General features: G+C 48.7%; 25 protein-coding genes. 12 read left to right on the top strand and 13 right to left on the bottom strand.

Translation table 11 applies throughout. From position 1 onward, the window contains the following. Positions 1-252: 252 nt before the first annotated feature. A complete protein-coding gene (locus BLS44_RS01490) occupies positions 253-735 on the bottom strand; it encodes an anthrone oxygenase family protein (RefSeq protein ID WP_090388245.1) in 483 nt (160 codons plus the stop codon). A 156-nt stretch (positions 736-891) separates the two neighbouring features. On the opposite strand from BLS44_RS01490, the gene BLS44_RS01485 reads away from it, so the two are divergent. Further along, positions 892-1,245: a hypothetical protein gene (locus BLS44_RS01485; protein WP_090388244.1), complete on the top strand. Its 354-nt coding sequence runs from the start codon at positions 892-894 to the stop codon at positions 1,243-1,245. After that, positions 1,245-2,093, top strand: a complete 849-nt coding sequence (locus tag BLS44_RS01480; RefSeq protein WP_090388243.1) for a sterol desaturase family protein — start codon at positions 1,245-1,247, stop codon at positions 2,091-2,093. Before BLS44_RS01485 ends, BLS44_RS01480 begins: the two co-directional genes overlap by 1 nt. 144 nt (positions 2,094-2,237) lie before the next feature. Here BLS44_RS01480 and BLS44_RS01475 read toward each other — a convergent pair whose 3' ends face one another. Continuing rightward, on the bottom strand, positions 2,238-2,957 hold the full coding sequence (locus BLS44_RS01475; protein WP_245729057.1) for an RsmE family RNA methyltransferase: 720 nt from the start codon (positions 2,955-2,957) through the stop codon (positions 2,238-2,240). 76 nt (positions 2,958-3,033) lie between these two features. Beyond that, entirely contained in the window at positions 3,034-4,617 is a 1,584-nt protein-coding gene (gene dnaB / locus BLS44_RS01470) for a replicative DNA helicase (protein WP_090388242.1), read from the bottom strand. Between the two features lie 415 nt (positions 4,618-5,032). Between dnaB and rsmG the strand changes: the two genes are divergently transcribed. Beyond that, entirely contained in the window at positions 5,033-5,683 is a 651-nt protein-coding gene (rsmG, locus tag BLS44_RS01465; protein WP_090388241.1) for a 16S rRNA (guanine(527)-N(7))-methyltransferase RsmG, read from the top strand. Between the two features lie 9 nt (positions 5,684-5,692). On the opposite strand, the gene BLS44_RS01460 is transcribed toward rsmG, so the two are convergent. The 3 genes from BLS44_RS01460 to BLS44_RS01450 all read right to left on the bottom strand — a co-directional run bounded on the left by BLS44_RS01460 (position 5,693) and on the right by BLS44_RS01450 (position 8,240). Continuing rightward, positions 5,693-6,532: a hypothetical protein gene (locus BLS44_RS01460; RefSeq protein ID WP_090388240.1), complete on the bottom strand. Its 840-nt coding sequence runs from the start codon at positions 6,530-6,532 to the stop codon at positions 5,693-5,695. Positions 6,533-6,896: 364 nt separating this feature from the next. Next, positions 6,897-7,667, bottom strand: a complete 771-nt coding sequence (locus BLS44_RS01455) for an FkbM family methyltransferase (RefSeq protein WP_176954279.1) — start codon at positions 7,665-7,667, stop codon at positions 6,897-6,899. 189 nt (positions 7,668-7,856) lie between these two features. After that, entirely contained in the window at positions 7,857-8,240 is a 384-nt protein-coding gene (locus BLS44_RS01450; RefSeq protein ID WP_090388238.1) for a hypothetical protein, read from the bottom strand. An 88-nt stretch (positions 8,241-8,328) separates the two neighbouring features. Between BLS44_RS01450 and BLS44_RS01445 the strand changes: the two genes are divergently transcribed. Beyond that, positions 8,329-9,894, top strand: coding sequence for a M20/M25/M40 family metallo-hydrolase (locus tag BLS44_RS01445; protein WP_090388237.1), 1,566 nt, complete (start codon positions 8,329-8,331; stop codon positions 9,892-9,894). Positions 9,895-10,210: 316 nt separating this feature from the next. Here BLS44_RS01445 and BLS44_RS01440 read toward each other — a convergent pair whose 3' ends face one another. From BLS44_RS01440 to BLS44_RS01420, 5 genes are all read right to left on the bottom strand, one after another. Then, positions 10,211-12,067, bottom strand: coding sequence for a M1 family metallopeptidase (locus tag BLS44_RS01440; RefSeq protein ID WP_090388600.1), 1,857 nt, complete (start codon positions 12,065-12,067; stop codon positions 10,211-10,213). 76 nt (positions 12,068-12,143) lie between these two features. Beyond that, entirely contained in the window at positions 12,144-12,635 is a 492-nt protein-coding gene (locus BLS44_RS01435; protein ID WP_143019626.1) for a hypothetical protein, read from the bottom strand. Between the two features lie 64 nt (positions 12,636-12,699). Beyond that, positions 12,700-12,987 (bottom strand): chaperone modulator CbpM, encoded by a 288-nt coding sequence (locus tag BLS44_RS01430; protein WP_090388235.1) that lies wholly within the window; start codon positions 12,985-12,987, stop codon positions 12,700-12,702. After that, complete coding sequence (locus BLS44_RS01425) at positions 12,984-13,901, bottom strand: DnaJ C-terminal domain-containing protein (protein WP_090388234.1); 918 nt, start codon at positions 13,899-13,901, stop codon at positions 12,984-12,986. Before BLS44_RS01425 ends, BLS44_RS01430 begins: the two co-directional genes overlap by 4 nt. A 67-nt stretch (positions 13,902-13,968) precedes the next feature. Further along, positions 13,969-14,157: a hypothetical protein gene (locus tag BLS44_RS01420; RefSeq protein ID WP_090388233.1), complete on the bottom strand. Its 189-nt coding sequence runs from the start codon at positions 14,155-14,157 to the stop codon at positions 13,969-13,971. A 194-nt stretch (positions 14,158-14,351) separates the two neighbouring features. On the opposite strand from BLS44_RS01420, the gene ung reads away from it, so the two are divergent. From ung to BLS44_RS01375, 8 genes are all read left to right on the top strand, one after another. Next, on the top strand, positions 14,352-15,032 hold the full coding sequence (gene ung, locus BLS44_RS01415; protein WP_090388232.1) for a uracil-DNA glycosylase: 681 nt from the start codon (positions 14,352-14,354) through the stop codon (positions 15,030-15,032). Positions 15,033-15,184: 152 nt separating this feature from the next. After that, positions 15,185-16,225 carry a quinone-dependent dihydroorotate dehydrogenase gene (locus BLS44_RS01410; protein ID WP_090388231.1) on the top strand — a complete coding sequence of 347 codons (1,041 nt, stop codon included), beginning with the start codon at positions 15,185-15,187 and terminating at the stop codon, positions 16,223-16,225. A 14-nt stretch (positions 16,226-16,239) separates the two neighbouring features. Beyond that, complete coding sequence (locus tag BLS44_RS01405; RefSeq protein WP_090388230.1) at positions 16,240-17,058, top strand: TerC family protein; 819 nt, start codon at positions 16,240-16,242, stop codon at positions 17,056-17,058. A 527-nt stretch (positions 17,059-17,585) separates the two neighbouring features. Continuing rightward, a complete protein-coding gene (locus tag BLS44_RS01395; RefSeq protein WP_090388599.1) occupies positions 17,586-18,107 on the top strand; it encodes a DUF4251 domain-containing protein in 522 nt (173 codons plus the stop codon). 69 nt (positions 18,108-18,176) lie between these two features. Then, complete coding sequence (locus BLS44_RS01390) at positions 18,177-18,725, top strand: hypothetical protein (RefSeq protein WP_090388228.1); 549 nt, start codon at positions 18,177-18,179, stop codon at positions 18,723-18,725. Between the two features lie 30 nt (positions 18,726-18,755). After that, positions 18,756-19,679 carry a hypothetical protein gene (locus BLS44_RS01385; protein WP_090388227.1) on the top strand — a complete coding sequence of 308 codons (924 nt, stop codon included), beginning with the start codon at positions 18,756-18,758 and terminating at the stop codon, positions 19,677-19,679. Then, positions 19,676-20,284, top strand: coding sequence for a hypothetical protein (locus BLS44_RS01380; protein WP_090388598.1), 609 nt, complete (start codon positions 19,676-19,678; stop codon positions 20,282-20,284). Before BLS44_RS01385 ends, BLS44_RS01380 begins: the two co-directional genes overlap by 4 nt. 84 nt (positions 20,285-20,368) lie before the next feature. Continuing rightward, a complete protein-coding gene (locus BLS44_RS01375; protein WP_245729056.1) occupies positions 20,369-21,214 on the top strand; it encodes a type 1 glutamine amidotransferase in 846 nt (281 codons plus the stop codon). Between the two features lie 406 nt (positions 21,215-21,620). Here BLS44_RS01375 and BLS44_RS01370 read toward each other — a convergent pair whose 3' ends face one another. Then, a complete protein-coding gene (locus tag BLS44_RS01370) occupies positions 21,621-23,066 on the bottom strand; it encodes a Gfo/Idh/MocA family protein (protein ID WP_090388225.1) in 1,446 nt (481 codons plus the stop codon). 54 nt (positions 23,067-23,120) lie between these two features. Beyond that, positions 23,121-24,569, bottom strand: a complete 1,449-nt coding sequence (locus tag BLS44_RS01365; RefSeq protein ID WP_090388224.1) for a Gfo/Idh/MocA family protein — start codon at positions 24,567-24,569, stop codon at positions 23,121-23,123. Positions 24,570-24,618: the final 49 nt, after the last annotated feature.

Genomic DNA, 24,618 nt, shown 5'->3' with positions numbered 1-24,618 from the left:
CACATGCAGCAGGCACAAGATATCACTTTTTACAACATATACATGTGAGCATCCTTTATCCCCGGGGCAAGCGCATCTAAATCCGGGTAAAAGGAGCGGAAGCAGGAACATTATCGGGCACCGTAAGAGCCCTGTGTTTGTAGCAAGGTGTTCAAACCGGTACATTTGCGATAAACATAACGCTCCTCCGGAACTGATCAATGCTGCAATCAGATGTGCTTGCCCTGCAATATCCCTGGAACATCCCCGGATTTAAAAGATCCCGATACAGAGCATCATCCCACAGGCCAGTATGGAAAACAGTGTGCGGATATGGTTGTACCGGTTCCAGGAGGTTTCAAAACGGGAGCGGACGGATTTCGCTGCTTCCGCATCCAGTTTGCCAATATCCTGCTGCTCCAGGTAATTGTTCAACGGAACGTTGCATAACATGGTAACCACAAATACGCCGCCTATATAAACCAGCGCGGTCACCAGCATCCATATAAACAAAACGGGATCCTCAAAAAAACGGATGAGGGCCGTTCCTGCAAGAAAAAGCGGCGCACCGATAAAACAGAACAGGAACACGGGGTTCAGGATCTCCTTATTGATCTTTTGCATTGCCTGTAAATAGCTTTTATCATCCGGTTTTTTTAAGCCCCGCGTTACCGCGATACTAAACGAAAAGAACAGGCCGGCCATCAGCGCCACCAGCAAAAGCGCCATAAAAAAGCATATTTTATCCAGTATCATATCTGATAATTTACAAGTTTGCGCTGCCCCCCGCCCGTTCTTTGTACACACGTAATCAACCGGTAAGAAGGCTCATAGATCCGGTCCGGTTATTCTGCGGTACAATTAACAATCATTTTTGCAATAAAAGTAGTAACTTTCAATATAATCATTGCTATGCTTAAAAAGCGTTTATTACAAACTGCAACCCTTTTATTATTCGTTTGCGGCATTGTATTGTTCCTTGCCTACCGCAGTGGTAATTTTACGGATCTTTTATCATGGGAGCGCACTTCTTTGCAGAGCAGTCCGAACGGAGGATCATTAAACACTTCAAAACCGAATGGAAAAGATTCCATCCGTATAAAGAAAACAACGATGTCTTCTTCTAAATCTGTCGTCCTTGTAAACTATAAAAGTTCCGGGAAGGACAGCGCACATCAATACTACAAACCAACAAAATCAATGCTTAGCAGTTCGAAATCCGCTATTATATTTAAGCCTGCAGACTCAGCAAAAAAAATACGCTAATGGAGGATTTCCTCAAGTTGGTTATTGCAACGGGCGCCAGTTTCCTTTTCCTGTCGCTGGTCTTTATGCCTATGGAGCGCGTTTTCCCCGCAAAGAAGAAACAAAAGATATTACGGAGCAACTGGGTGCTGGATCTGTGTTATTTTCTGGGGCAATATCTTTTATGGAATGGCCTTGTATTAATGCTTTTAAACATACTGGGTAACTGGCTTGACGGGGTTATGCCCAGGGACTTCCGGCTCCTGGTGGGTAACCAGCCATTGTGGCTGCAGGCAACGGAAGTAATTTTACTGAGCGATCTGTTCATTTACTGGGGACACCGGATACAACACAAAGTAGACTTTTTATGGAGGTTTCATAAAGTACATCACAGCACAGAGCATCTTGATTGGCTGGCCGCTCACCGCGAGCATCCGCTGGACACGATCTATACCGTGGGGCTGATCAATTTACCCGCATTGCTGCTGGGGTTCGATCTGGAAGCCCTCTCCATCCTTGTTGCGTTCAGAGGCATCTGGGCCATTTACATTCATTCCAATGTGCGGCTGCCGATCGGTCCGCTGAAATACATTATCGGATCGCCGGAGTTACACCACTGGCATCATGATATTGAACGGGATGCGGGCAATTATGCCAATGTTTCCCCCTTAATGGATCTCGTTTTTGGCACTTATAGCTGCCCGCCTTCCGAACCTGAAAAGGTGGGCATTAAAGAAGCTTTCCCTAAAAGCTATCTTGGGCAGCTGGCCAAACCGGTATTACCGGAGTCCATCTGGAAACTATTGATCCGTAAAAGAAAAACCGACCCTGCCCGGGTAGCAAATGGTTGTCCGGATGAAATAAAATAACCGGGACGGTTTTGCCCCCGCTGCACTATGTATTTTATGAGTGCCTCCGGCAGCCTTGATTCAACAAGTTCCTGCAGGGAATATTTATTTCAGCCATGTGGCAGGACGTTTTATTGTTTTCATGGTCGCAAAGAGCTTGCGTTCTTACCGCACACAAAGCAGGGCTGCTGCTACCACACCTGCGGTTTCGGTACGCAGCCTTGTAGCCCCAAGGGTTACGGGCTGATAACCGTTTGCCAGGGCCGCGCCGATCTCCTCCGTTGTAAAATCACCCTCCGGTCCTATGAGGATGATGCAATCGGCATCTACCTGCCGGTCCTTCAGCGAATACTTTTCCTCTTCCAGGCAGTGGGCAATAAATTTCCGGGGAATAGCCTGAAAACCGCGGTCCTTTATAAAATCAGTATACTTTACCGGTTCCGGCATCTGTGGCAGCCAGACCTGCCGGCTTTGCAATAAGGCGCTGATAAGTATCTGCTGCAACCGCTCTGTTTTAGCGCGGTCCTTTTCCGTGCGTTCACTAACCAGGGGAACGATGGATGCCACACCGATCTCGGTTGCTTTTTCGAGGAACCATTCAAAACGGTTCGCATTTTTTAATAAGGAAATGGCAATGGTGATCCGCGGGTAGCATGGCTCCAGGAAAGCGGTGTTGGTTATGGAAACCCCGCAGTGCTTTTTATGCGGATCAGCGATCTCCGCCGTAAGCAGGTGTCCCTTTCCATCTGTAAGGTGCAACGCTTCCCCGGTTTGCATCCGCAGTACCTGTACTACATGGCGGGAATTGTTTTCATCCAGTATGATGTTCTTTTCACCGGGTATGTATTCGCTGATATAAAAAAAAGGGAGTTGCAAAACGGGCATCTGATTTGAGGTTTGAAGTCAAAGTTCAAGGTACTGCGTTAAACCTGCCGCGGCTGCCGGAACAACCTGGAACGAATTAAAACGGCGCATCTTCCAGATCATCAAACTCATCATCCTTCATCTTATTCATCTTACTCTCTACCTGGAACAACTTGGCGCCACTGTCCCCCCCTTCTTCTTCATCGATCCGCTTCCAGCTGCTGCCGGGTGCAGCCATAATATTATAAGGATCCTCTTCCCAGCTGATGAACTTTTGAATATGCAGTAATGCTTTCAGTTTAATGGTTTCAAGCGAACCGTTCCGGTGCTTGGCTATTTTCACCTCGGTAAGTCCACGCTGGTCTTCCCCCTCGGCATTCGTGTTCATATCATAGTAATCCGGGCGGTACAGGAACATAACCATATCGGCATCCTGTTCAATGGCACCCGATTCCCGCAGATCGCTCAGCTGTGGTACCCGGTTGCCATCCTTGGAGCCCCGCTGTTCCACGGCACGGCTTAACTGGGACAGTGCAATAATAGGCACGCTCAGTTCCTTAGCCAATCCTTTCAGGTTCCGGCTAATGGAGCTGATCTCCTGCTCCCGGTTGCCTTTGGAATCACCGCTACCGCTCATCAGCTGCAGGTAGTCGATAATGATCATGCCGATGTTGTGTTTATTTTTGAGTTTGCGGCATTTGGCCCGCAGCTCAAAAATGTTCAGCGCCGGTGTGTCATCAATAAACAAAGGCGCCTGTGACAAACGCTGGATCCCTTTGGTATAAAGCTGTTTCATCTCATGATCTTCCATCTTGCCCCGGGCGATCTTTTCCAGCATGATCTCACTTTCTGCAGACAATACCCGCTGCACCAGCTGTGCAGCGCTCATCTCCAAAGAAAAGAAAGCCACCGGTGTCGGATGTTCTTTCATCTTGTTCATGACCGCATTCCGCGCCAGGTTTAGCGCAAACGCGGTTTTTCCCACGGCAGGACGTGCCGCAAGGATAATAAGATCCGTATTCTGCCAGCCATAGGTAACCTTATCCAGCATTTTAAACCCGCTGGGCACCCCCGTAATATCTTCGTTCCGGTGCCGCAGGTCTTCGATCCGCTGGATGGTTTGCACCAGCACCGAATCAATAGGCTGGATCGTACTGCGCAGGTGTGAGTTGGTTATTTCAAATAATTTGGATTCAGCATCGTCCAGCAGTTCAAATACATCCGTGCTGTCCTCGAATGCATCATTAATGATCTCCCCGCTGATCCGGATCAACTCCCGCTGGATAAATTTCTGCAACACGATGCGCGCGTGCGACTCAATATTGGCCGCAGAAACCACGGCATTGGTCAGCCGGGTAACATAATAAGCGCCTCCTACCATTTCCAGCTCTTCCCGGCTTCTTAATTCTTCTACAACGGTGAGGATATCGATCGGCTGGCTTTTATTGGCCAGCGACTGCATGGCGCGGAAGATCCGCTGGTTAGCATCTACATAAAAACAGTCCGGTTTTAATACTTCGATAACAGCGTCAAAAGCATTCTTCTCCAGCATAATGGCGCCTAAGATCGCTTCCTCCAGCTCCCTGGCCTGGGGAGGAACTTTTCCGTAAACCATTGTTCCCAGGTCAACTGCCGTTCTTCGTTTTTGTTTCCGGTCCTTATTTACATTCGATAATTCCATTATATTAAAACAACTGTTTTTCTGCCATTTATAGCAAAAGCCCCTTATCTCATCGGCGAAACGCCCATGATCTTCGGGAACATTTTTCCAACCTTAAATTTATTGATTTTAGAGGAGACGCCGTTTCGATCCCTTGAAATCAGGAAGCGAATTTAGACCCTTAAAAGGGTAGAAAAAAATCTTTATTTCTGGACCAATTATTAACAGGGTTATGCACAGGCGATTTTTTTTGTTCCAGGTTTTACATTCAAAGTTTCGTGGTTCTGGCCAGATCCGTTGCACACTTGACACCGGATCTCTGAGATGGTATTGAATCAGCTGAAAACGGATAACAAGCGGGCGGAATGCTGAACGCTGCCAGCCTGTTTTTACATTTCCTCACTTTCAAATTTTCAAAAATCGCTTTCTTTGCAGTATGGATATCCTGCTGAAATACTTTGATGATTTTACTGCCGTGCAACTGGAACAGCTAAAAGCCCTGGAAGGATTGTACCAGGAATGGAATGAAAAAATAAACGTGATCAGCCGAAAGGATATTGGCAGTCTTTATGAAAAACATGTACTGCACTCACTAAGCATTGCCACGATGTTCCGTTTCCGGCCGGGCACACAGATCGCCGACCTGGGCAGCGGCGGCGGATTTCCCGGCGTACCCCTGGCCATTTTTTTCCCCGAAGCCGAGTTCCTCCTGGTAGACAGCATCGGCAAAAAGCTCAAAGTAGTGGATGGTATCGCCGAAGCCATTGGTTTAAAAAACATCCGTACCCGGCATTGCCGTATTGAAGAGGTGAAAGATAAAAAATTCGATTTCGTGGTATCAAGGGCGGTGGCCCCGTTGAAAGACCTGTGGCAATGGAGCAGGCCCCTGATCCGCAAGGATAACACCACGCATACCATCCGGCTGATTGAAAAAGGGGAACATGCCCCCGGACTGATCTGCTTAAAAGGCGGCGACCTGGCCCGGGAGATCTCTGAGAGCGGTACGCGGCCGCATATCATTGCCATCAGCGACCTGTTTACCGAACCCTACTTTGAGGAAAAGTACCTGGTTTACGTGCCAAAGTAGCTGCGTAGCCTAGGGTTCCGGGGGGGCGGGCCATGCTTCCTGATCCTGGGGTTCCTCCACACTTATTGCAACATCCATTATCTGTATCCGCTCACCATTCCATATGGTTTCAGAGATACATGTTCTTTTTTCCTTATGCGCCGGAATTTTATTGGATGTGGAGTGGAGCTCCCTGTCAAAGATCACCATCTGAGCCGTCAGATCCACAATAATCATCCGGATCTTTTTCTGATTCACCCCGGGACTATCCAGTTCCTTTTGCAGGTAATAAAATTTCCAGTTCAGCTGTCCCGAATCCGCAGCGTATTTAAGTTCCAGGTTAAAAAAAACCGGTTTATATTTTTTTGCCGCAACATATGCCCGGGCCAGTTCCTGTGCACGGTCATAATGATACAGTGTTTGTTCAAGGTGAAAAAGGTAACGGGGAAAATCAAATTTCAGTACCTGCCCCAGCTTATCGAAGCTTACTTCAAAACAATATTCCTTTACCCGCATTTCGGGAAAAGAAAAAACAAACCAAAGCTGGTATCGGGGCACCAGGTGATAGTTGGACTGTGCCCGGACCTCATCCTTAAAAAACCGTTCCGGCTGGTATATACGGGCGCTGTGAAAGGTAACCTTATCTGCCCACTGCTGAAGGCTATCTTCCAATACCTGCGTTGCGATGGTCCGGATCTTTTCCGGCAGCCGGTCAAACCGTTTGATCTCCCTGGGCTGGTACGCCCATTCATCCTTGCCGTAATCCTTCAAACCGGACCGGATGCGATGAAAAGAGCTATAATTAACATATGGTTGGTATACTACAGGATTTTCGGGATCAAAAGGCTCCTCGCGATAAGGACCATTCATAAGCTTATTTTTTCCAAAGTTATAAAAAGTAGGCTACTCCTATCCTCACAGAAGTACTGTTCAGAACATTTGGAATTGCGCCCCTGGTGCATAGGCCACAAAGACGGAAAGGATTAAGAGCCTGTTTAAAATTCATTCAATGGCTTTATTATGGCTGTTTTGGGCTGCAACTGCGTTAAATTTTTCGCCATAGTGGCCTACTATGCCTGCAAAATTTTCCTTGTTTCGCTCCAAAATAGCTTCATAATAAATTCCATCAATAAAATTTAAACAGGCTCTAAAGAAGTATAAAGAAATGGTACAAAGTCCTCTGTATTCTGAACATCCGGATCAGTGTAGCTATACCTCTGTGGCTGGATTCATTTTACACTGTCCGCTCCGCAGCATAGGCCATAAAGAAATAGTTGTATCCCTTTTCAAACTGGCCAATGAATTCATGCCGGTTAAAGCCCGGGTAACCTTTGAGAAAATATTGCTGCAGGGTAAGGGTATAGCCCAGCCCATCAAAAAAATCAAACATCAGCTCCGGTGTGGCACCGTACAGGTCGCTCCCGCCTTTTCCAAACTCAAACAACACCACCGGCTTATGCTGTTGCAGGATCCGCCGGGCGCCTTTTAATACCTCCAGTTCGGCACCCTCCACATCAATCTTGACCAGGTGAACGGGTTGGTTGGCAGGAACCAGGTCTTCCAGGCGTTCCAGCTTTACTTGTATCTTTTCGGTATCGTAATTTGCATCCTCAAAACTCCGCTCTTTTAACCCGCTCACCGCAGGACGGTCTTTAAACACCGTAAACTCCGCTTCGCCGGCTTCGCTGGAAAGGGCGGTATTGAACAATTGTACACGGCTGCCGTATTTTTTCTGCAGCTGGCTAAACAAATACGGAATGGGCTCAAACCCCATATGCCGCCCCGCCGGTGCCGCTTTTAGTATAGCCTCCAGTATTTCCCCCTTGTGTGCGCCAATGTCAATACAGTTACTATCCTTCCGCAGCACCCGCTTTAGCACATCAAAGGTTTCAAAATCGTACCGGTCAAACGGAGGCTGCAACACTTTTTCTGTAAAACGATAAAAACGGTAGGCCATTTTTTTGGCTACCGTTGTCACCACCTGTGGAACATATTTGCGTTTCATGAGCTGTAAAAATAGGGCATTTAACTGCACAGGACTCAGGGGCGCACAAAGAAACTTCATAAGAACAGGCTGTTAATGGCGCTCCGGGCTGTGATCAGCAACCAGTTGTCTGCAATCAGATTCTTTCAGCGATCCACTCCACCCTGATTGCTGAAGGCTCAGGGCAGACCACTGAAAGCTGACCGCGGCTTATACAATTTGCGCCTTTATCTGGTTAAACCAGCTTTTGTTGGCGTTACCGAAAAAATGATAGTCTATGAAAAAATACATTACCTGCCCGCTGCTGGTGGCAATGCGCAATGGCTGTCCACCCAGGCCGAAATTATGCACCAGGTTTTTTGTATAATATTCATCAAACCCGATATACAGCTGGGTGATCCGGTCCAGCGGGATCGAGTAATATTCGGTACCCGATAGTTCTAAAGCGCTCCCTGTAAGGGCAATACCTGTTGCGTGCTGGTGAAAAGGCGGTGCGCCGCTTACGCGAAGGCCCATATCGCGGCCTTTATTACGCGTTAATACCTCATGTTTAAAACACCACAAGGCAGTACCGGTCATCAGTAATGTTTCCATGCCTTAATAATGTCTGCTAAAGATACACCCTTTTTATTTTTTAGCCGAAAGGGGCTATATTGGCAACAATCCAAACCGTTTTAGTATCATGAGACAAGCTTCAACTTTTTTCTGCTTCCTGTTTTTCTGCTGTACCGGGGGCTTTGCCCAATCTGCGCCGCAGGACCGGGGGAGCCTTTTGCCGGTCGTTCAAAAGATCGTTGACGAAGTGCAGCATCATTCCCAACTGGAAAAGCTGGCAACGGAACTGCTTGATGGCATCGGCCCGCGGCTGGTAGGCACGCCCGAAATGCAAAAGGCCGGCGACTGGGCCATTGCAACACTGGAAAGCTGGGGCGTACAGGGCAGCCAGCAGCAATTTGGCGAATGGCGGGGCTGGCAGCGGGGCAGCTCACAGGTTGACATGATCGCTCCCCGCATCAAAAGCCTGGAAGCAACGCAGCTGGCCTGGAGCCCGGCTACCAAAACACCCGTGCAGGGAGAAGTGGTCGTACTTCCCTCTGTAAAAAGCCCCGGGGAGTTTGCAGCGTGGCTAAAGACGATCCGGGGAAAAGTGGTGCTGATATCTCAATACCAGCGGTCTGGCCGGCCCGATTACCAGATCAAAGAGTTTGCCACACCCGACCTTTATGACAAAATGATGAAGGAGCGCACCGCAGATGCAGCCGCCTTTCGCAGGCTGATGGCCAATACAGGATATACGGGCAGCACACTCCCGGAAGCATTGGAGAAGGCCGGTGCTGCAGCCATTGCCCTTTCCAACTGGACAGGGATCATGGGCGCTAACAGGATCTTTGGGGCCCGCACCAAAAAAATACCTACTATTGATATTGCGGTGGAAGATTATGGCATGTTGTATCGCATGGCCGTAAACGGCCTGTCGCCCCGTATCCGGATCCATGTGCAATCAAAGGAGCTGGGTATGGTCAAAACATTTAACACCATTGGCCGCATAGAAGGAAAAGAAAAGCCGGAGGAATACGTTCTCCTCTCGGCACACTTCGACTCCTGGGATGGCGGCCAGGGAGCCACAGACAATGGCACCGGAACCATTACCATGATGGAAGCCATCCGGGTCCTGAAGAAGCTGTACCCCAATAACAAGCGCACCATACTGATTTGTCTTTGGGGAAGTGAGGAACAGGGGCTCAACGGTTCCCGGGCCTTTGTGAAGGATAACCCGGGGGTCGTGAAAAATATCCAGGCCGTTTTTAACCAGGACAATGGCACGGGGCGCATCGCCAATATCAGCGGCCAGGGTTTTGTAAACGCTTATGACTACCTGGGAAGGTGGCTTTCCGCTGTGCCCCGGGATATCACAGCGGGGATCGAAACCAGCTTTCCCGGGATGCCGGGCAGCGGCGGATCTGATCATGCTTCGTTTGTTGCAGCTGGGGTTCCCAGCTTCATGCTGGGCTCGCTGAGCTGGGGATATGGTGGCTATACCTGGCATACCAACCGGGATACGTACGACAAGATCGTTTTTGATGAGGTGCGGAAGAATGTGATCCTTACCGCGGTGCTGGCCTATATGGCATCGGAGGATCCGCAGCCGGCCAGTCGCGATAAGCGGATCCTGCCGGTAACAGACGGCAAACAAACTACCTGGCCCGAAGTTAAAGAACCCGAACGCAGAGGCGGGGCCGATAAATAACGGGGAACAACTCCTGTTCATCAGCAGGACCAGTTCCGAACAGGAATCCCCGACCCGGGGCCCCGGAACTGCCAGCGATCCGTTTCGACAGATCGCAGGTGTGCCCGGTTAATTCCTGCCGGCAGAAGATCCCAGGTAACAAAGGCGCAGGAAGAATAGTGCGGTTGCTATACAGGCACTACCGCCGGACCGTCGCTGTTGCCCCATGATAACCGTGCATGTTTCATCCGATTAACCGCGCTTGAAACGCCGGGTTAATGACCGCAAACCCGGTTGAGCCCGGCCGGGCTTCCCTGCATCCCTGTTACAAACGAACTCAATATTTCAATACTATGCGGTTGTTCCTCCGGTTTACATCAGCCATCCGTTGTGAGGGATCGATCTCAGCCGTAATAATATCCGTTAAGCGGTGATCTGTTTCCACAGTATAATATTTTCGGGTCCAGGGCCAGGGGCTATCTACCTTCCATTTTATTGCCGCATTCTCCGGAGGCTTCGCATTGTACATAAGATCGAGCGGGATGTTATGCATTTCCCCGGAGCTATCCCTGAATGTAATCAGGAAATCGACCGGCATCGGCATCAGGCCATCATTGCGTAGCCGGATCCGTGTTTTTCCCCCGTCCTCCCATAAACTGTCGATGGCGTAGTCGATGGTCCGGGTAGTGTAGATCCAGTAGTCCCTGTACCAATCCAGCTCTGTGCCGCTTGTTTTTTCGGCGGTCCGGATAAGATCATCGGGCCCGGGATGCCGGAACTTCCACTGCTGGTAATAGTTCAGCAATACCTGGTCCCGTACCTCTTCACCCAGGATATAACCCAGCTGTACCAGGAACAAAGCGCCCTTTATGTAACTGCTGCGTGTATAGGCAAAATTGGTATTAAAATGATCCCCCGGCGTGCTCATCGCCTCTTCCTTACCGCTCTTTACCAGGTCAAGATAATAGATGAACGTAGAATCGGGGCGGCTGTAACCGGCCACGCCCTGCTGATTCAGCCATGCAGAAACGCGGGTATCTGCATAATCGGCCCCGCCCTCGTCCATCCAGGGGTACCGTGTTTCATTGGTAGCCAGCCTGCCATAAAACCATTCATGCATCCATTCATGCAGCCAGGCTCCGGGGGAAGCCAGCAATGTAGCCATGGGATATTCCATCCCCCCATCGCCCCCGGTAATGAAAGAATATTGCTTGTAGGGGTACGGCCCAAAGGTCTTTTCGATATAAGGCAGGGCCCGTTCGGCATCGGAAAGGACTTTTTCCCATTTTTCGGGTGTGGCTTTTGCAACCTTGTACAGCAGATGGAGGGTAAGATCGTTCCGGATCTTTTTTGACCGGTGTATAAACTCCGGGTCAGCAGCCCACATAAAATCATGCACTTCCGGGGCAACAAATTTCCAGGTAAGCCGTGTACCGGCCGGCCGGGTCACCCTGGTCCCTTCTTCTTCATAGCCATACCCAACCTGGTTTGCATTGGTTAAATACCCTGTGCCTCCAAGTATATAATTCTTATCGATCGTAATATTCACCTCAAAGTCTCCGAAATTCCCAAAGAACTCCCGGCCTACATAGGGGTCTGGATGCCAGCCTTCTTTGTCATAAACGCTGATCTTGGGATACCACTGGCTCATCGAATACCGCACTTTGGTATCGGGGTTGTCTCTTCCGCTTCTGCGGATCTGCAACGGAACCTGGGCTTCAAAGCTCATATCAAACGTAACTTTTTGCCCGGGGAGTATTGGCCGGGTAAGTGTTACAACCAGGATGGTGCCGCGTGTTTCATATTTTTGAGGAGCCCCGTTCATCGTAAGCGTATTAACTTTCTGGTACCCGATCTCATCCGGTTTCAGATTGCTGATCCGGTCTTTAACCCGGGAATCCCAGTCCGGCTTTTCCCCTACCAGGATGGTTCCCTGCCTTCTGCTCCGTTCATCCATCATACTGCCCGGCTGAAAGGCGTTCCAGAACAGATGATAATATACCCGGCGCAGCGTATCCGGCGATTGGTTCCAGTATTCCAGTTTTTGTTTGCCTGTAAACCGGTTGGTTTGCACATCCATATCAATATTCATCACATATTTCACCCGCTGCTGCCAGTAACCGTTTTGTGCATTCGCAGAGAAGGGACCTGTTAACAACAACAAAACAAACAAATTCCCTTTTAAAGTACGCATGATCATTTTTTTTAGTTCCCGCGGAAAATAGTCAAAAAAAAAGAAAGAACGGATATTAAAAACGATGAGCGTCCGGTCAGTTTTGAGAGGCAGGTGTGTGGAGCAGTTTGCCGGACTCACTGAAATAATGATACTTTTTAGCAGACAGCGTATCCTGCAGCTGGAACCGGTAGGTTTCATAACCACTCGGAACATAGACCACATCAACATCCGCAACAACAGCAGTGCCCAGGCGCGACCGCCTGAAGCCGGCTTTTATTTTTTCGGGAAGCCGGTCAAAGCTAAAATCCATGATGGTATATTTCCATTCACTTTTTTTATAAACGGCTTCATACTTTTCGTTCTTCATCAGGAAATCGATAGTGGTCCGCCCTTCCTTTACCAGGCATTTTAGATCCGTGGCATAGGGATACTGGATGTAAAACAGCTCGGCAATATCGCCGGGTATACCGGTGGCCTGTGCCGCCGCATGAGCCCCGGATACCATCCAACAGAACAGTATGCAGGATACCCTTTCGATTGCCCGGCGCCCGAACACGCGCCACTGCTGGTAAAAAGCGTGCTTCAATACATCGTTTGTTAATAAATAAAGAAAAAGGGCATTACTGTTATAAGTTCCCCGTGGTGCCGGATCATGTCCCCAGCGCATTGCGGAGCGTACGGACCTCCGTTTGTAACACCTGCACCTTATTCAGCAAATGTGCAATAGCCTCCAGCCCCTCCATATTGATATCAAGATCGTAGTGCATATGCATGTACTTCTCAAGACTGGCCAGTTGTTCAAACCCGATAAAGTAATGCGTATCCTGCTGTATCAGTTCTATCAGCCCGTGTTCGCTCAGGGACTGAACGAATGTCACTTCTATGCTATAATAAGAACAGCATTGTTCTACGGATATACGATTGGTATGCTCTGTCATGATCTGTTTTCAGCCTCCTTTGCCAGTTCTTTGAACAATTCTTTTTCTGTTTCGGACAAGTGCTTCGGCAGCTGCACCCGGTACGTGATGTAAAGATCGCCAAAGCTTTCTTCTTTCTTATACACCGGGAACCCTTTTCCTTTCAGGCGTACGGTTGTTTCATTTTGTGTCTCTGGCCCAACCGTCAGTTTTACCTTTCCCGCCATGGTATCAATCATTACCTCGCCTCCCAGTACCGCTTTATAAAGATCCAGGGCCACATGCGTGTACAGGTCGTTGCCCTTGCGGATAAAGGAAGTATCATTCTGAATAGTAAACGTGATATACAGATCCCCGTTAGGCCCCCCATTTGCGCCGGGTGCGCCATGGCCGGCGATCCGGATCTCCTGCCCGTCTTCGATCCCCGCAGGCACGGTTATACGTATATTTTTACCATTTACGGTAAAGGTTTGCTGGTGGGTCTGGTAGGCATCCGACAGCTTCAGCTGTACAGCGGCACGGTAATCCTGCCCCTTGAACCGGGCGCCGGAACGCCCGCTCCTGCCCCCGCTGTTACCAAACAGGGAAGAAAAGAAATCTGAAAAATCGCCTTCTTCACCCGGGCCATAGCTATAAGATTCCCCGCCCCCGAAAGGCTGTCCCTGCGAACCGGCAGACTGCTGCCTGCGGGCCTGTTCAAACTGATCCGCATGTTTCCAGTCGGCTCCATACTGATCATATTTTTTTCTTTTTTCCGGGTCACTCAGTACTTCATGCGCTTCATTGATCTGCTGAAATAATTTTACAGCTTCGTTATCATCGGGGTTCAGATCCGGATGGTGCTTGCGGGCCAGTTTCCGGTATGCTTTCTTTATATCATCGGCCGACGCGTCTTTTGAAATCCCGAGGATCTTATAATAATCGATATAATCCATTTATCAGAAATATATACCAAGTTAAAACATAAATGGAAAAAATCCAATAAACATTCCCCGGTAAATTTCAGACATACAGGACACAGGCTACCGCGATGGCCAACAGGGATATCAGCCAAAGGCTTACGAGTGACACTTTCAGGATAGTAACGTACTTTTCTTTAAAGAGCCGGTCTTTTAAAAAAATATACATCGTGATGGAATAAATGCTGTTAGCAACGATCCAAACTACCGGAAATAAAACGTATGGGCTCATTTGACGTGGTTTAGCGGGCAATAAAAGTAGCCAAAATCATCCGCGCCCGCAGGGGTAAAATGTTAAATTATCGATTTCTTAATAACGGGATAATATTCCATATATTTAGAAAGCTACAAACCAGGCAGATACTGCATTTCAATAAATATTTGCGTTTCTGGGCATAGTTCCTATTTTTACTCAAATTACAGATCATGGAAGTAGCAATTGAAGATTCCTGGAAGAAAGAATTAGAGGAGGAATTTCAAAAACCTTATTTTGAATCATTGGTACAGCATCTGAAAACGGAAAAGCAGGCAGGAAAAATCATATACCCTGCGGGCAAAAATATTTTTAATGCTTTTAACACAACCCCCTTTGATCATGTAAAGGTATTGTTACTCGGGCAGGACCCCTATCATGGGCCCGGTCAGGCACATGGGCTCTGCTTCTCCGTGCAAAAGGGAGTACCGCCCCCCCCTTCGCTGGTCAACATTTATAAAGAGCTGAAAGCGGACCTGGGTGTTCCCATCCCTGCAAGCGGAGACCTCACGCATTGGGCACAGCAAGGTGTATTTATGCTCAATGCCTCGCTGACCGTACGGGCCGGGGAACCGATGAGCCACTCAAAAATCGGGTGGGCTACATTCACCGATGCCGTCATCCGCAAGGTATCGGAGCACAAAACACATGTGGTATTCATTTTGTGGGGAAAGTTTGCGCAGGAAAAAGCTTCGCTGATCGATGCCTCAAAACACCTGATCCTCCGGTCGGCGCATCCCTCACCCCTCTCCGCTCATAACGGTTTTTTGGGCAGCCGGCCCTTTTCAAAGACCAACGAATACCTGGCAGCCCATGGCATTGATCCCATCGACTGGAAGGTTGATGCGGTTTAAAACACCTGGCCCATCTGCTGTTATGCCAGACGGACTTTCTTTGGCTCGCCCCGTGGCTATCGGGAACCTCTCAAATCTCATTTCTGATAACGGATGGCTAACCGTTGAATGCTGATTGCTGAAATCTCAATTCTGGTTTATATTTGCAACCTATGTACCGTCTTTTACGCAAGTTCTATTTTACTTTTCCCCCGGAACGGGCTCATTATATGGCCATGCATCAATTGCAGCTGTTTACCCGGAACAGGCTGGGCAAATCGATCATACAGTCGTTTACCAACGCTCCCTTGCGGGAAACCCGTTTCCTGAACCTGAAGCTGAAGAACCCGGTTGGCCTGGGCGCCGGCTTCGACAAGAATGCTGTTTTCCTCAACGAGCTGGAAGCATTGGGCTTTGGGTTTGTTGAGATCGGCACGGTGACCCCCCTGCCGCAGGACGGCAATGAACAGCCCCGCCTCTTCCGTTTGCCGGCAGATAAAGCGCTGATCAACCGTATGGGATTTAACAATGACGGCGTTGACCAGGTTGCCCGGCGGCTGGAAGCCTGGAGGTCGAAAAAAGCCGGGAGCCAGGAAAAATATCCTTTGATCATCGGCGGGAATATTGGCAAAAACAAGATCACCCCCAATGAGAACGCCTGGCAGGACTATGCCGCCTGCTTTACCAAACTGCATCCCTTTGTGGATTATTTTGTGGTGAATGTAAGCAGTCCCAATACACCGGGCCTCCGCGAGCTGCAGGACAAGGAAGCGCTCCGGAAAATCTTGCTGAACCTGGCAATGATCAATAATGGCAAGGCGTTTGCCAAACCCATATTGCTGAAAATCGCACCGGATCTTACCCGGGAGCAGATCGATGATGTGATTGCACTGGCGCTGGAAATTCAACTGGATGGCCTGGTAGCCACCAATACAACCATCGACCGGAGCAACCTGAACACACCGGCAACCGAAGTTGAGGCCATTGGCGCCGGTGGGCTGAGCGGCAAACCCGTACAACAAAAAAGCACCGCTATTGTACAATACATTACCGAGCAAACCAACGGAGCCATTCCCATCATAGCATCCGGCGGTATTTTTACCGCTTCTGATGCAAAGGAAAAACTGGCAGCAGGCGCATCCCTGGTACAGATCTGGACCGGCTTTATTTATGAAGGCCCGGCTATCGTTAAAAATATCTGCACACATTTATAAACCAAAAACCTTTTATGGAGCTTTTATTTATTTCAACCGCTGAAATATTCACCGTTGATTCCCTGATCAGTTTCCTGATCCTGTCTGTCCTGGAGATCGTGCTGGGCATTGACAATGTTATTTTCGTAAGCATTATCCTGAACCGGCTCCATAAAGATTCGCGGAAAAAGGCCCGGCGCGTATGGATGGTTACGGGCATTCTGTCCCGCTGCCTGCTGCTGATGGCGCTAAGCTGGTTACTGGCACAAAAGGGCAAACACATTATTCCGGAATCCTGGTTTGGCAAAGGGTTTGACCTGGCAAGCATCGTAATGCTGGCCGGGGGGCTCTTTCTTATTTATAAATCCGTAAAAGAGATCCATCATAAACTGGAAGGAGAAGATCCTTCAGCGGCCACGCAAAATCAAAAGCAGCTCGGCTTCGGGCAGGCCATCGGCCAGATACTGATCATTGACGCCGTTTTTTCATTCGACAGTGTGATCACCGCAGGCGGAACAGCCAAACATATTGAGATCATGATCGCAGCGGTGATCGTTGCCATGTTTGTTATGTTCACCTTCAGTGCTAGGATCTCCGATTTCATACAAAACCACCCTACCATAAAAATGCTGGCGCTCTCCTTCCTGGTGATGATCGGCGTGAGCCTGATCGTGGAAGGCTGGAACTCAGAAATGGCGCATGAGCTCCACCTGAAAAATTACATTTATTTCGCGATGGCGTTCTCCTTCATCGTAGAACTGCTGAACCTGTTCATGCGTAAAAGACAGCAGCAGCACATTGTTCATTTAAACGGGCCGGTATTACCCAAAAGCGAGGACCCGGAAAAAGAATAAGCCTGTACCTGTATCAACCGTCTTTATTTTGTCTTGCCGAACAATGTCAAACAGGACCTGCTTTCGCTTCTATTCGGCATCTAAAGATGGTTATCCGTCAATAGACGCTGAAACAACCCCGATCGCTATCGCATATGCGTCAAGGTGAGCGGTAAAACCCTGAATGGGGTTATACCCGGATAGCCGGCGGTGCAACCGTCGGTTTATGGGCGATTCATTTGCATGGAACCCCGGCCGGGGTTCCACCAGGATCCGGATCATGAACCCCGCGTTCCACGCGCGTTTCATCAAAGAAAACCCCTTACGGGTTTATCAGGGCAGCAGCCGGGGAATAACAGTGGTTGGGCGGTCATTTATATATAGAAGCGGTCCCCCTCCTATGCCCTGGTTACCCATAATCCCCTACGGACCAACATGGACCTGACGCACATACGATCGCTATCGGGGCAGAACGCCAATGCGCCATTTTTGTTACCGGAAAATTGTGTAAATTACCTTCAGATCGCATCATGAATAAAATCGTTTTTATGAAAACAATACATCATTCATTGCTGATCCTGTTATCGGCAATGGTCATTTATTCCTCCTGCACATCTCAAAAGCAGGCTGCCAATACATCTGCAGCCGTATCGGAGGCCCTTACTGCCCAACAGTATACATTTGTTGCCCGTAGCGTTTTTCCAACAGAAGACAGCCGGTTCAATCCAAGGGTACTGCTCCCCAATGCCAGTAACCTTTACCAGCTGACCTCCCGTTATGATGTACGGGTAACGCCGGATTCGGTGATCGCCTATCTGCCTTTCTTTGGCCGTTCCTACACAGCGCCCACAGATCCCTCAAAAGGCGGTATCAAATTCACATCCACCAAATTTGATTACAGGAAAACACAGCGGAAGAGCAATTACGAAATAGAGATCATACCAAAGGATAATAACGAGGTACGGTCGCTTTACCTCACCATAACACCGGCAGGATTTGCATCGCTGCGGGTGCTGAGTTTAAACAAGACCCCCATCTCATTTAATGGTGAAATAGAGGAAAATAAATAGTACCATAAATTTTAACATTATCAAACAGGAAACCGACCTGTATTATTGTACTTTTATTAAAAGTCCAATATGAAAATACTGCCTGCTTTCCTGGTATTGTTTGCTGCTTCATGTGCCAGTCCTAAATCCATACAACCGGATACGCTCCTTTCCGGTCGGTGGAAGATCATCAACAGTGATATGATCTCAGAAACAGCGCCCCTGCTTTCAACCGGAAGCACGCTCAGCTTTGGTAAAGACCATGTTTTGACCTATACGCCGAAAAACGGGCAAAGAGCCACCGGCAAGTGGTATACAAAATCGGAAACTGACGCTTATTCCCCTTTCCAGGATCAATTCAGCCCGTTTTACCGCTATACCATGGGCGACTATGATTACCAGCGGCAGGTTTATTTTGACAGTGGCAAAGAATATAAAAAGCACCGGTTATACATGCAGCTGCCCTCCGGCGATCCGGATAAATCCGACAAGATATTTTTTGTACTGGTTCCGCAAGGCAGGAACCGGGTAAAAATAAACCTGGATCCTCTTGATCAGGCGGTATTATCCCTGAATACTGATTTTTACAAGCTAAAACGCATCCGCAAAAATACCTCCCGCACACCGGGCGCTGAATAAATTAATTTCAAATTCACTATTTTCGGGACCATGACGACCGTGACCCGGAAAATAAAAACCACAAAATACTTTGTTTTCATTGCACTCCTGATCTTCTCCGTACGGCAGGTCAGCGCCGCCTTGCCGGAGGATATTACCCCTACAAGCTCTCCTGAACAGGCACTGCAATACCTCAGCAGCATTAAAGAACTGCGCCAGAGCAGATGGTGGCCCAATGTTGCGCCGGACCTGCTGCTGCAGAACCTGAAGACCTTTACCATAAAGCCATTGGCCTTTTTTGAGGGAAAAACCACCAATTTTTGTTCCTACTCTGCGCTTACGTATATTCCGTTAACCTACGATCCGCTGGGCTTTGCGCGTTTTATGGTGGACCTTTACCGGAACGGCCAGGCCAATATCGGGAAGATCCAGCTGAAGCCCAGTAAACCGGTGCGCCTGGAGGCCGGTCTGCTGCGTTATAAAGGCTCCCTGGACATCAATCCCGCCGGCCAGATGTGGTTCCTGGCCCTTGCGGACCATTTTAAAGGCTATCTCAACTTTTTTAACCGGCGCTTTCAAAAGGGTGATGAAAATACCTTCTGGGCCTCAACAAACTTTGCAAAGTTTAACCGGATGCTCCGGCGCCTTTTTAACGGGAACGTAAAAGCCAGGGGCGCAGATCTTTTCCGGCCTTCTGTCAAAGACCTTCCGGGGTACCTGGAGGCACAAATGCAAAAAGGCCTGGTATTCCTTTACCTGAATAATAAAAAACTCTACCGGAAATCGCATAAGCAATCGCTGATCAGCACGCCCACCCATTATGTATTGCTGACCGATATCCGGCAGCTTCCGGATGGCAATATCCAGTTTGAATACTGGGACTATGGCGCAAGAGCGGTACAGCAGCTGTCGCCGGATTTTTTAAAGAACATCATCTATGGGGTCAGCCTGTGGATCCCAAAGGCTTCAAAATGAAAAAGAGTATATTCATATTAACCCTGATCTCCGGGCTCATGGGCGTCCTCGGAGGCTGTTCCTATCCCAGGAATTTCACCTCGGATTTCTATGCAAAAAATGAGCAGCGGCTGGAAACCATAAAAGATGATTTTAACCGGTTATATAACCAGCATCCTTTCTCCATCCTGTTTGAAGAAAAAACGTTTACAAATATCTCCTTCGAATTCAACGAGGACAGCATTAAATATATTTATCATTTCAATATTCATGCACCGGCTTTTACAGACAGTCTGAAAGCCCATCACTATCAGGCACAGGAAGTTCAAAAACTTGTGGAAAATATGCGCGCCATCCAATGCACCTGGATAGCGAATGTAGACTACTATGAAGGGCTGAAGGCCCGCCGGTTAACACAGATGTCTGTAAGAAATAAGGCGCTCAACAGCACGCTGAAGGGCGAAAGCTACTGCACCCTTGTGTTCTTTGAAACACCGCAGCCTTTTAATAATAAAGGGATCTTCCTGGACCGGTCTGACCGTAAAAGACGCCGGCAGATCAACGGCAATGTGCTGAAAAGAGTGAACGATAAAGTAGGTTATACGATCACCAAAAAATACCGGTAAGTGTTAAAAATACACACTTGTTAGTAATTCTTGAGCCGGATTAACTACCATTAGGGCTTCAATCGCTATTTTTGCAGGATGTTGATGGAAAAAGAATGTGTTCGTTTTGCAATACTGGACTTGAATGACGGGCAACCCAACCAGGGGATGCGTTGCATTAAAGAGATCGTACACCGGTGGGCAAACGAAAAACAGGTTGACCTGACCTACGATGTATTTGATGTGCGGGTGAAAAATGAATTGCCGGATATGTCGTACGACATTTACATCTCAAGTGGCGGCCCCGGGGATCCGCTGAGTACCCGTTTTGATGACTGGGATATTAACTGGAATAAATGGCTGAATGAAGTGCTCCGGTGGAATGAAAATCCGGGCAATGAACAAAAAAAATATGTGTTCTTCATCTGTCATTCCTTTCAGCTGGCCAGCCGGTATTTTAATGCAGGGCTGATCTGCAAACGGAGATCAACCTCCTTTGGTGTATTCCCGGTACATATGCTTCCGGAAGGCAAGACGAACCCGGTTTTTGAAAACTTAAGCGATCCCTTTTATGCGGTTGACAGCAGGGATTTTCAGCTGATCCAGCCCAATCTTTCCCTGCTGGGCGATATGGGTGCCTATATTACCTGTATTGAAAAAGAGCGGCCGCATGTACCCTACGAAAGGGCCGTGATGGGGATCTCATTTAATCCCTATATGTTTGGGACACAGTTCCATCCTGAAGCCGATGCAGACGGGATGCTGAAACATTTCCAGTCGGAAGACAAGCGAAAGACCGTGATTGAAAATCATGGAGAAGCAAAGCTGACCAGCATGATCGACCAGCTAAAGGATCCGGATAAGATCCTATGGACCAACAAACATTTAATTCCGAATTTCCTAAACGAGGCATACAGTCACATTGTGGCGGTAAGTCTTGTGGTATCTTAGCCTTTTTACGGTATCCCTGCAGTTAAGGTTTCAATGCAATGTGCACGGAGCCTCCGCAAGGTAATGCTATAGCAAACGGAAAGATCATTACAGAAATGCTTCCTGGTTCCGTGGTAAAAAATCAACCGCGGAGAAGATATTTTACAGCCTTGCAGCATCCCTGCAACGGGGGAACAGAGCAATGCTGCATTAGGGTGTTCGCTTCATAATAAGTCGGCATCAAAATTATTTCTTTTCTCGGTCAGTGAGGACACTGACCGTGGCGTGGGCCGTGGTTTGTGTCCTCACAAACCACTAGTAATTACGCATTTTAATAAAATTGATTCCGGTTCATTATCAGGTATCAAAAAAAAGAGACTGCCCCATTTCTGAGACAATCTCTTTATATGCAATTCAGTGATCGTTCTTAGAACTTCAGATCCGGCCACCCCTCACGGTAGGTACGTTTTACATACTGATTGGCCGGTTCAAAATTGGTCACCTTCATATTGTCTCCATCCCATTGCAGGGTGATGCCTCTTCCCGGGAACTTGCCCTGGGCATCTTTAAAGTTAAAGCTGCGGATGGCCAGGTTCCCCATCAGGATACTTTCGGTCAGCGGCACTGCATAACCAATAAAGGGAGAATCCACCATTTTGCTGCCCTTTTCATAACCAGCGATACAGGCGTCTACCCATTGTTTGTAATGCCCATCAGCGCCGCCGGGGATACGGGGATATTTTTTTGCTACCTTCAGCCCGTTCATTTTTGAAAGCGGCAGCAATGTGGGATCCTGTCCGTATACCCCGCACATCATTTTGCCTTTGGTTCCTACAAAAAGGGCGCCATTACCTACATCGCCTTTGCCTCCCATGATATCATTGGGGCCCAGTTCATCCGGGCGCTCCGGCTGAATACCTCCGTCCATCCAGTGCAGCTTGATGTTCTTACCGTTCTTTCCCTTGTATTTAAAATGAACAGAAGAAGAAACCGGGGGACTATCCGGGAAGAAGCCCTGTTTAAAGTTACCGGTATAGATCGTACTGTTACTACAGGTTACTTCTGTGGGGAAACCCAGTCCCAGCACTTTGAACACCGGCCCTACAATATGACAGGCCATGTCTCCAAGCGCACCGGTACCATAATCCCACCAGCCACGCCAGTTAAAGGGCACTACGTTATCTGCATAATCCCGGTAGGGCGCAGTACCCAGCCACAGATCCCAGTCGAGCCCTTCCGGTACAGCCGGCTTTTCTGTGGGCCATGCGATCCCCTGGGGCCACACCGGGCGGTTCGTCCAGCAATGAATGGATTCGATATCACCGATCAGACCGGCTTCATACCACTCTTTCAGATCGCGGACCCCGTCGTTGGAAGAGCCCTGGTCGCCCATCTGGGTTACCACTTTATAACGTTTTGCAGCATCGCCCAGCATGCGCGATTCCCAGATATCATGTGTCAGCGGCTTTTGCACATATACGTGCTTTTTGAGCTGCATGGCATGAAAGGCCACAATAGCATGGGTATGATCCGGCGTGCTTACACTTACCGCATCAAAATGTTTGCTTTCCTTATCCAGCAGCTCCCGCCAGTCCTTGTAATACTTCGCATTCGGAAACCGTTTGCGGCTGCCGGCTGCCTGACGATCGTCCACATCACAAAGGAACGCGATCTCTGCGTTGCCGCTCTTGTGAAACATACTGATATCACCCGAACCTTTTCCGCCAACGCCCACACCGGCTATTATCAGCTTATCGCTGGGAGCTACATAGCCCCTTCCCAGTACGTGCCTCGGCACGATAAAAAAGGCTCCGCCGGCCAGCGCGGAATTCCGGATAAACTTCCTTCTTGAGTTTCGATTCTTTTGGTCCATAATTACTTCAGGAATTAATTGAACATAATAAAAATAAAATAGCAATGAGATCCCTTAGAGGTTCAGGCTTCCCCAGCCATCCCTGTAGGTTCTTTTTACAAACCGGTTCGCCTCTTCAAAGTTGGTGATCTTCATATTCTTTGCATCCCACAACAATTTTTTACGGCCTGTAAATTTGCTCTTGCCCCAGCCACTCACGGAGGGATCCATATATAATGCACTCCGGATAGCCAGGTTGCCCATCAGGATGCTTTCGGTAAACGGACCTGCATATTCAAAAGGCGAGCTCGTAACCCCTTTTCCATACCCTGCGATGCAGGCATTAACCCACTGCAGGTAGTGCCCGCCTTCTCCTCCGGGTACACGGGCAATGGTTTGCTTAACAGCTTTGGCACTTTCATTTTTGGAAAGCGGCAACAGTCTTGGATTACCCCCGTAACAGTCAGCCAGCAGTTTGCCCTTGGTACCGATAAATAATACACCTCCATCCCAGTTACCAAAGGACTCTTCCGGCTGCAGCTCATCCGGGCGTTTGGGAAGTAGTCCCCCGTCATACCAGGATACTTTCAGGGTTGCTTTTTTATCTTTCCGCGGGTACTCCAGGTGAATGATCGAAGCAACCGGGCAACTATCTGTATTATTCGCCTCCTGGTTCATACCTGTCCACTGGTTGGCGATACTGCACTCTGCCGATGTCGGATAATCAATAGGCAGGATCCGGTAAATAGGGTCCATAATATGGCAGGCCATATCGCCCAGCGCCCCGGTTCCGTAAGCCCAGAATCCCCTCCAGTTAAAGGGCACATATGCGGGATTGTACTCCTCTTTAGGTGCGGTACCCAGCCAGAGGTCCCAGTTCAGTTCACTGGGAACGGCATGGCTTCCGGAGGGCTTGGGTACACCCTGCGGCCAGATGGGACGGTTGGTCCAGGCCTGCGCTTCCACGATATCACCGATCAGTCCTGCATCATAGAGTTCCTTCATCCTGCGTACACCATCACCGGAACCGCCCTGGTTCCCCATTTGGGTTACCACGCGGTATTTCTTTGCAGCCTGTGCCAGGATACGTGCTTCATAAATATCATGTGTCAGCGGTTTTTGCGTATACACATGTTTTCCCAGCTGCATGGCTGCCAGTGTAGCCACCGCGTGGGTATGATCGGGCGTACTGATGCTGCAGGCATCGATATTCTTTGCTTCTTTTTGCAGCATCTCCCGGAAATCTTTGTAATAATTGGCTTTCGGAAAATTCTTCCGCGAATTAACCGCCTGGCGGTCATCCACGTCACAGAGCGCTACAATATTAACATTGGGGCTCTTGGCAAAGTTTGCCAGATCACTTTCGCCTTTTCCGCCGGCGCCAATGCCCGCAATATTCAATTTATCGCTGGGCGCCACGTGTCCCCTGCCGAGCACATGCCTTGGTACTATAAAAAAGGCGCTGCCTGCAAGAGCCGAGTTCCGGATAAACTTCCTTCTGGAATATTGATTTTTTGGTTTCATAATGGCGAAAAATTTTAAATTTAGTTTTAAAAAGCAATCAAAGTAATAA

The sequence above is a fragment of the Niabella drilacis genome (assembly GCF_900101395.1).
GTDB lineage: Bacteria > Bacteroidota > Bacteroidia > Chitinophagales > Chitinophagaceae > Niabella > Niabella drilacis.
Note: the sequence above shows the minus strand (reverse complement) of the source record. Positions and strands in the feature narration are given on the sequence as shown.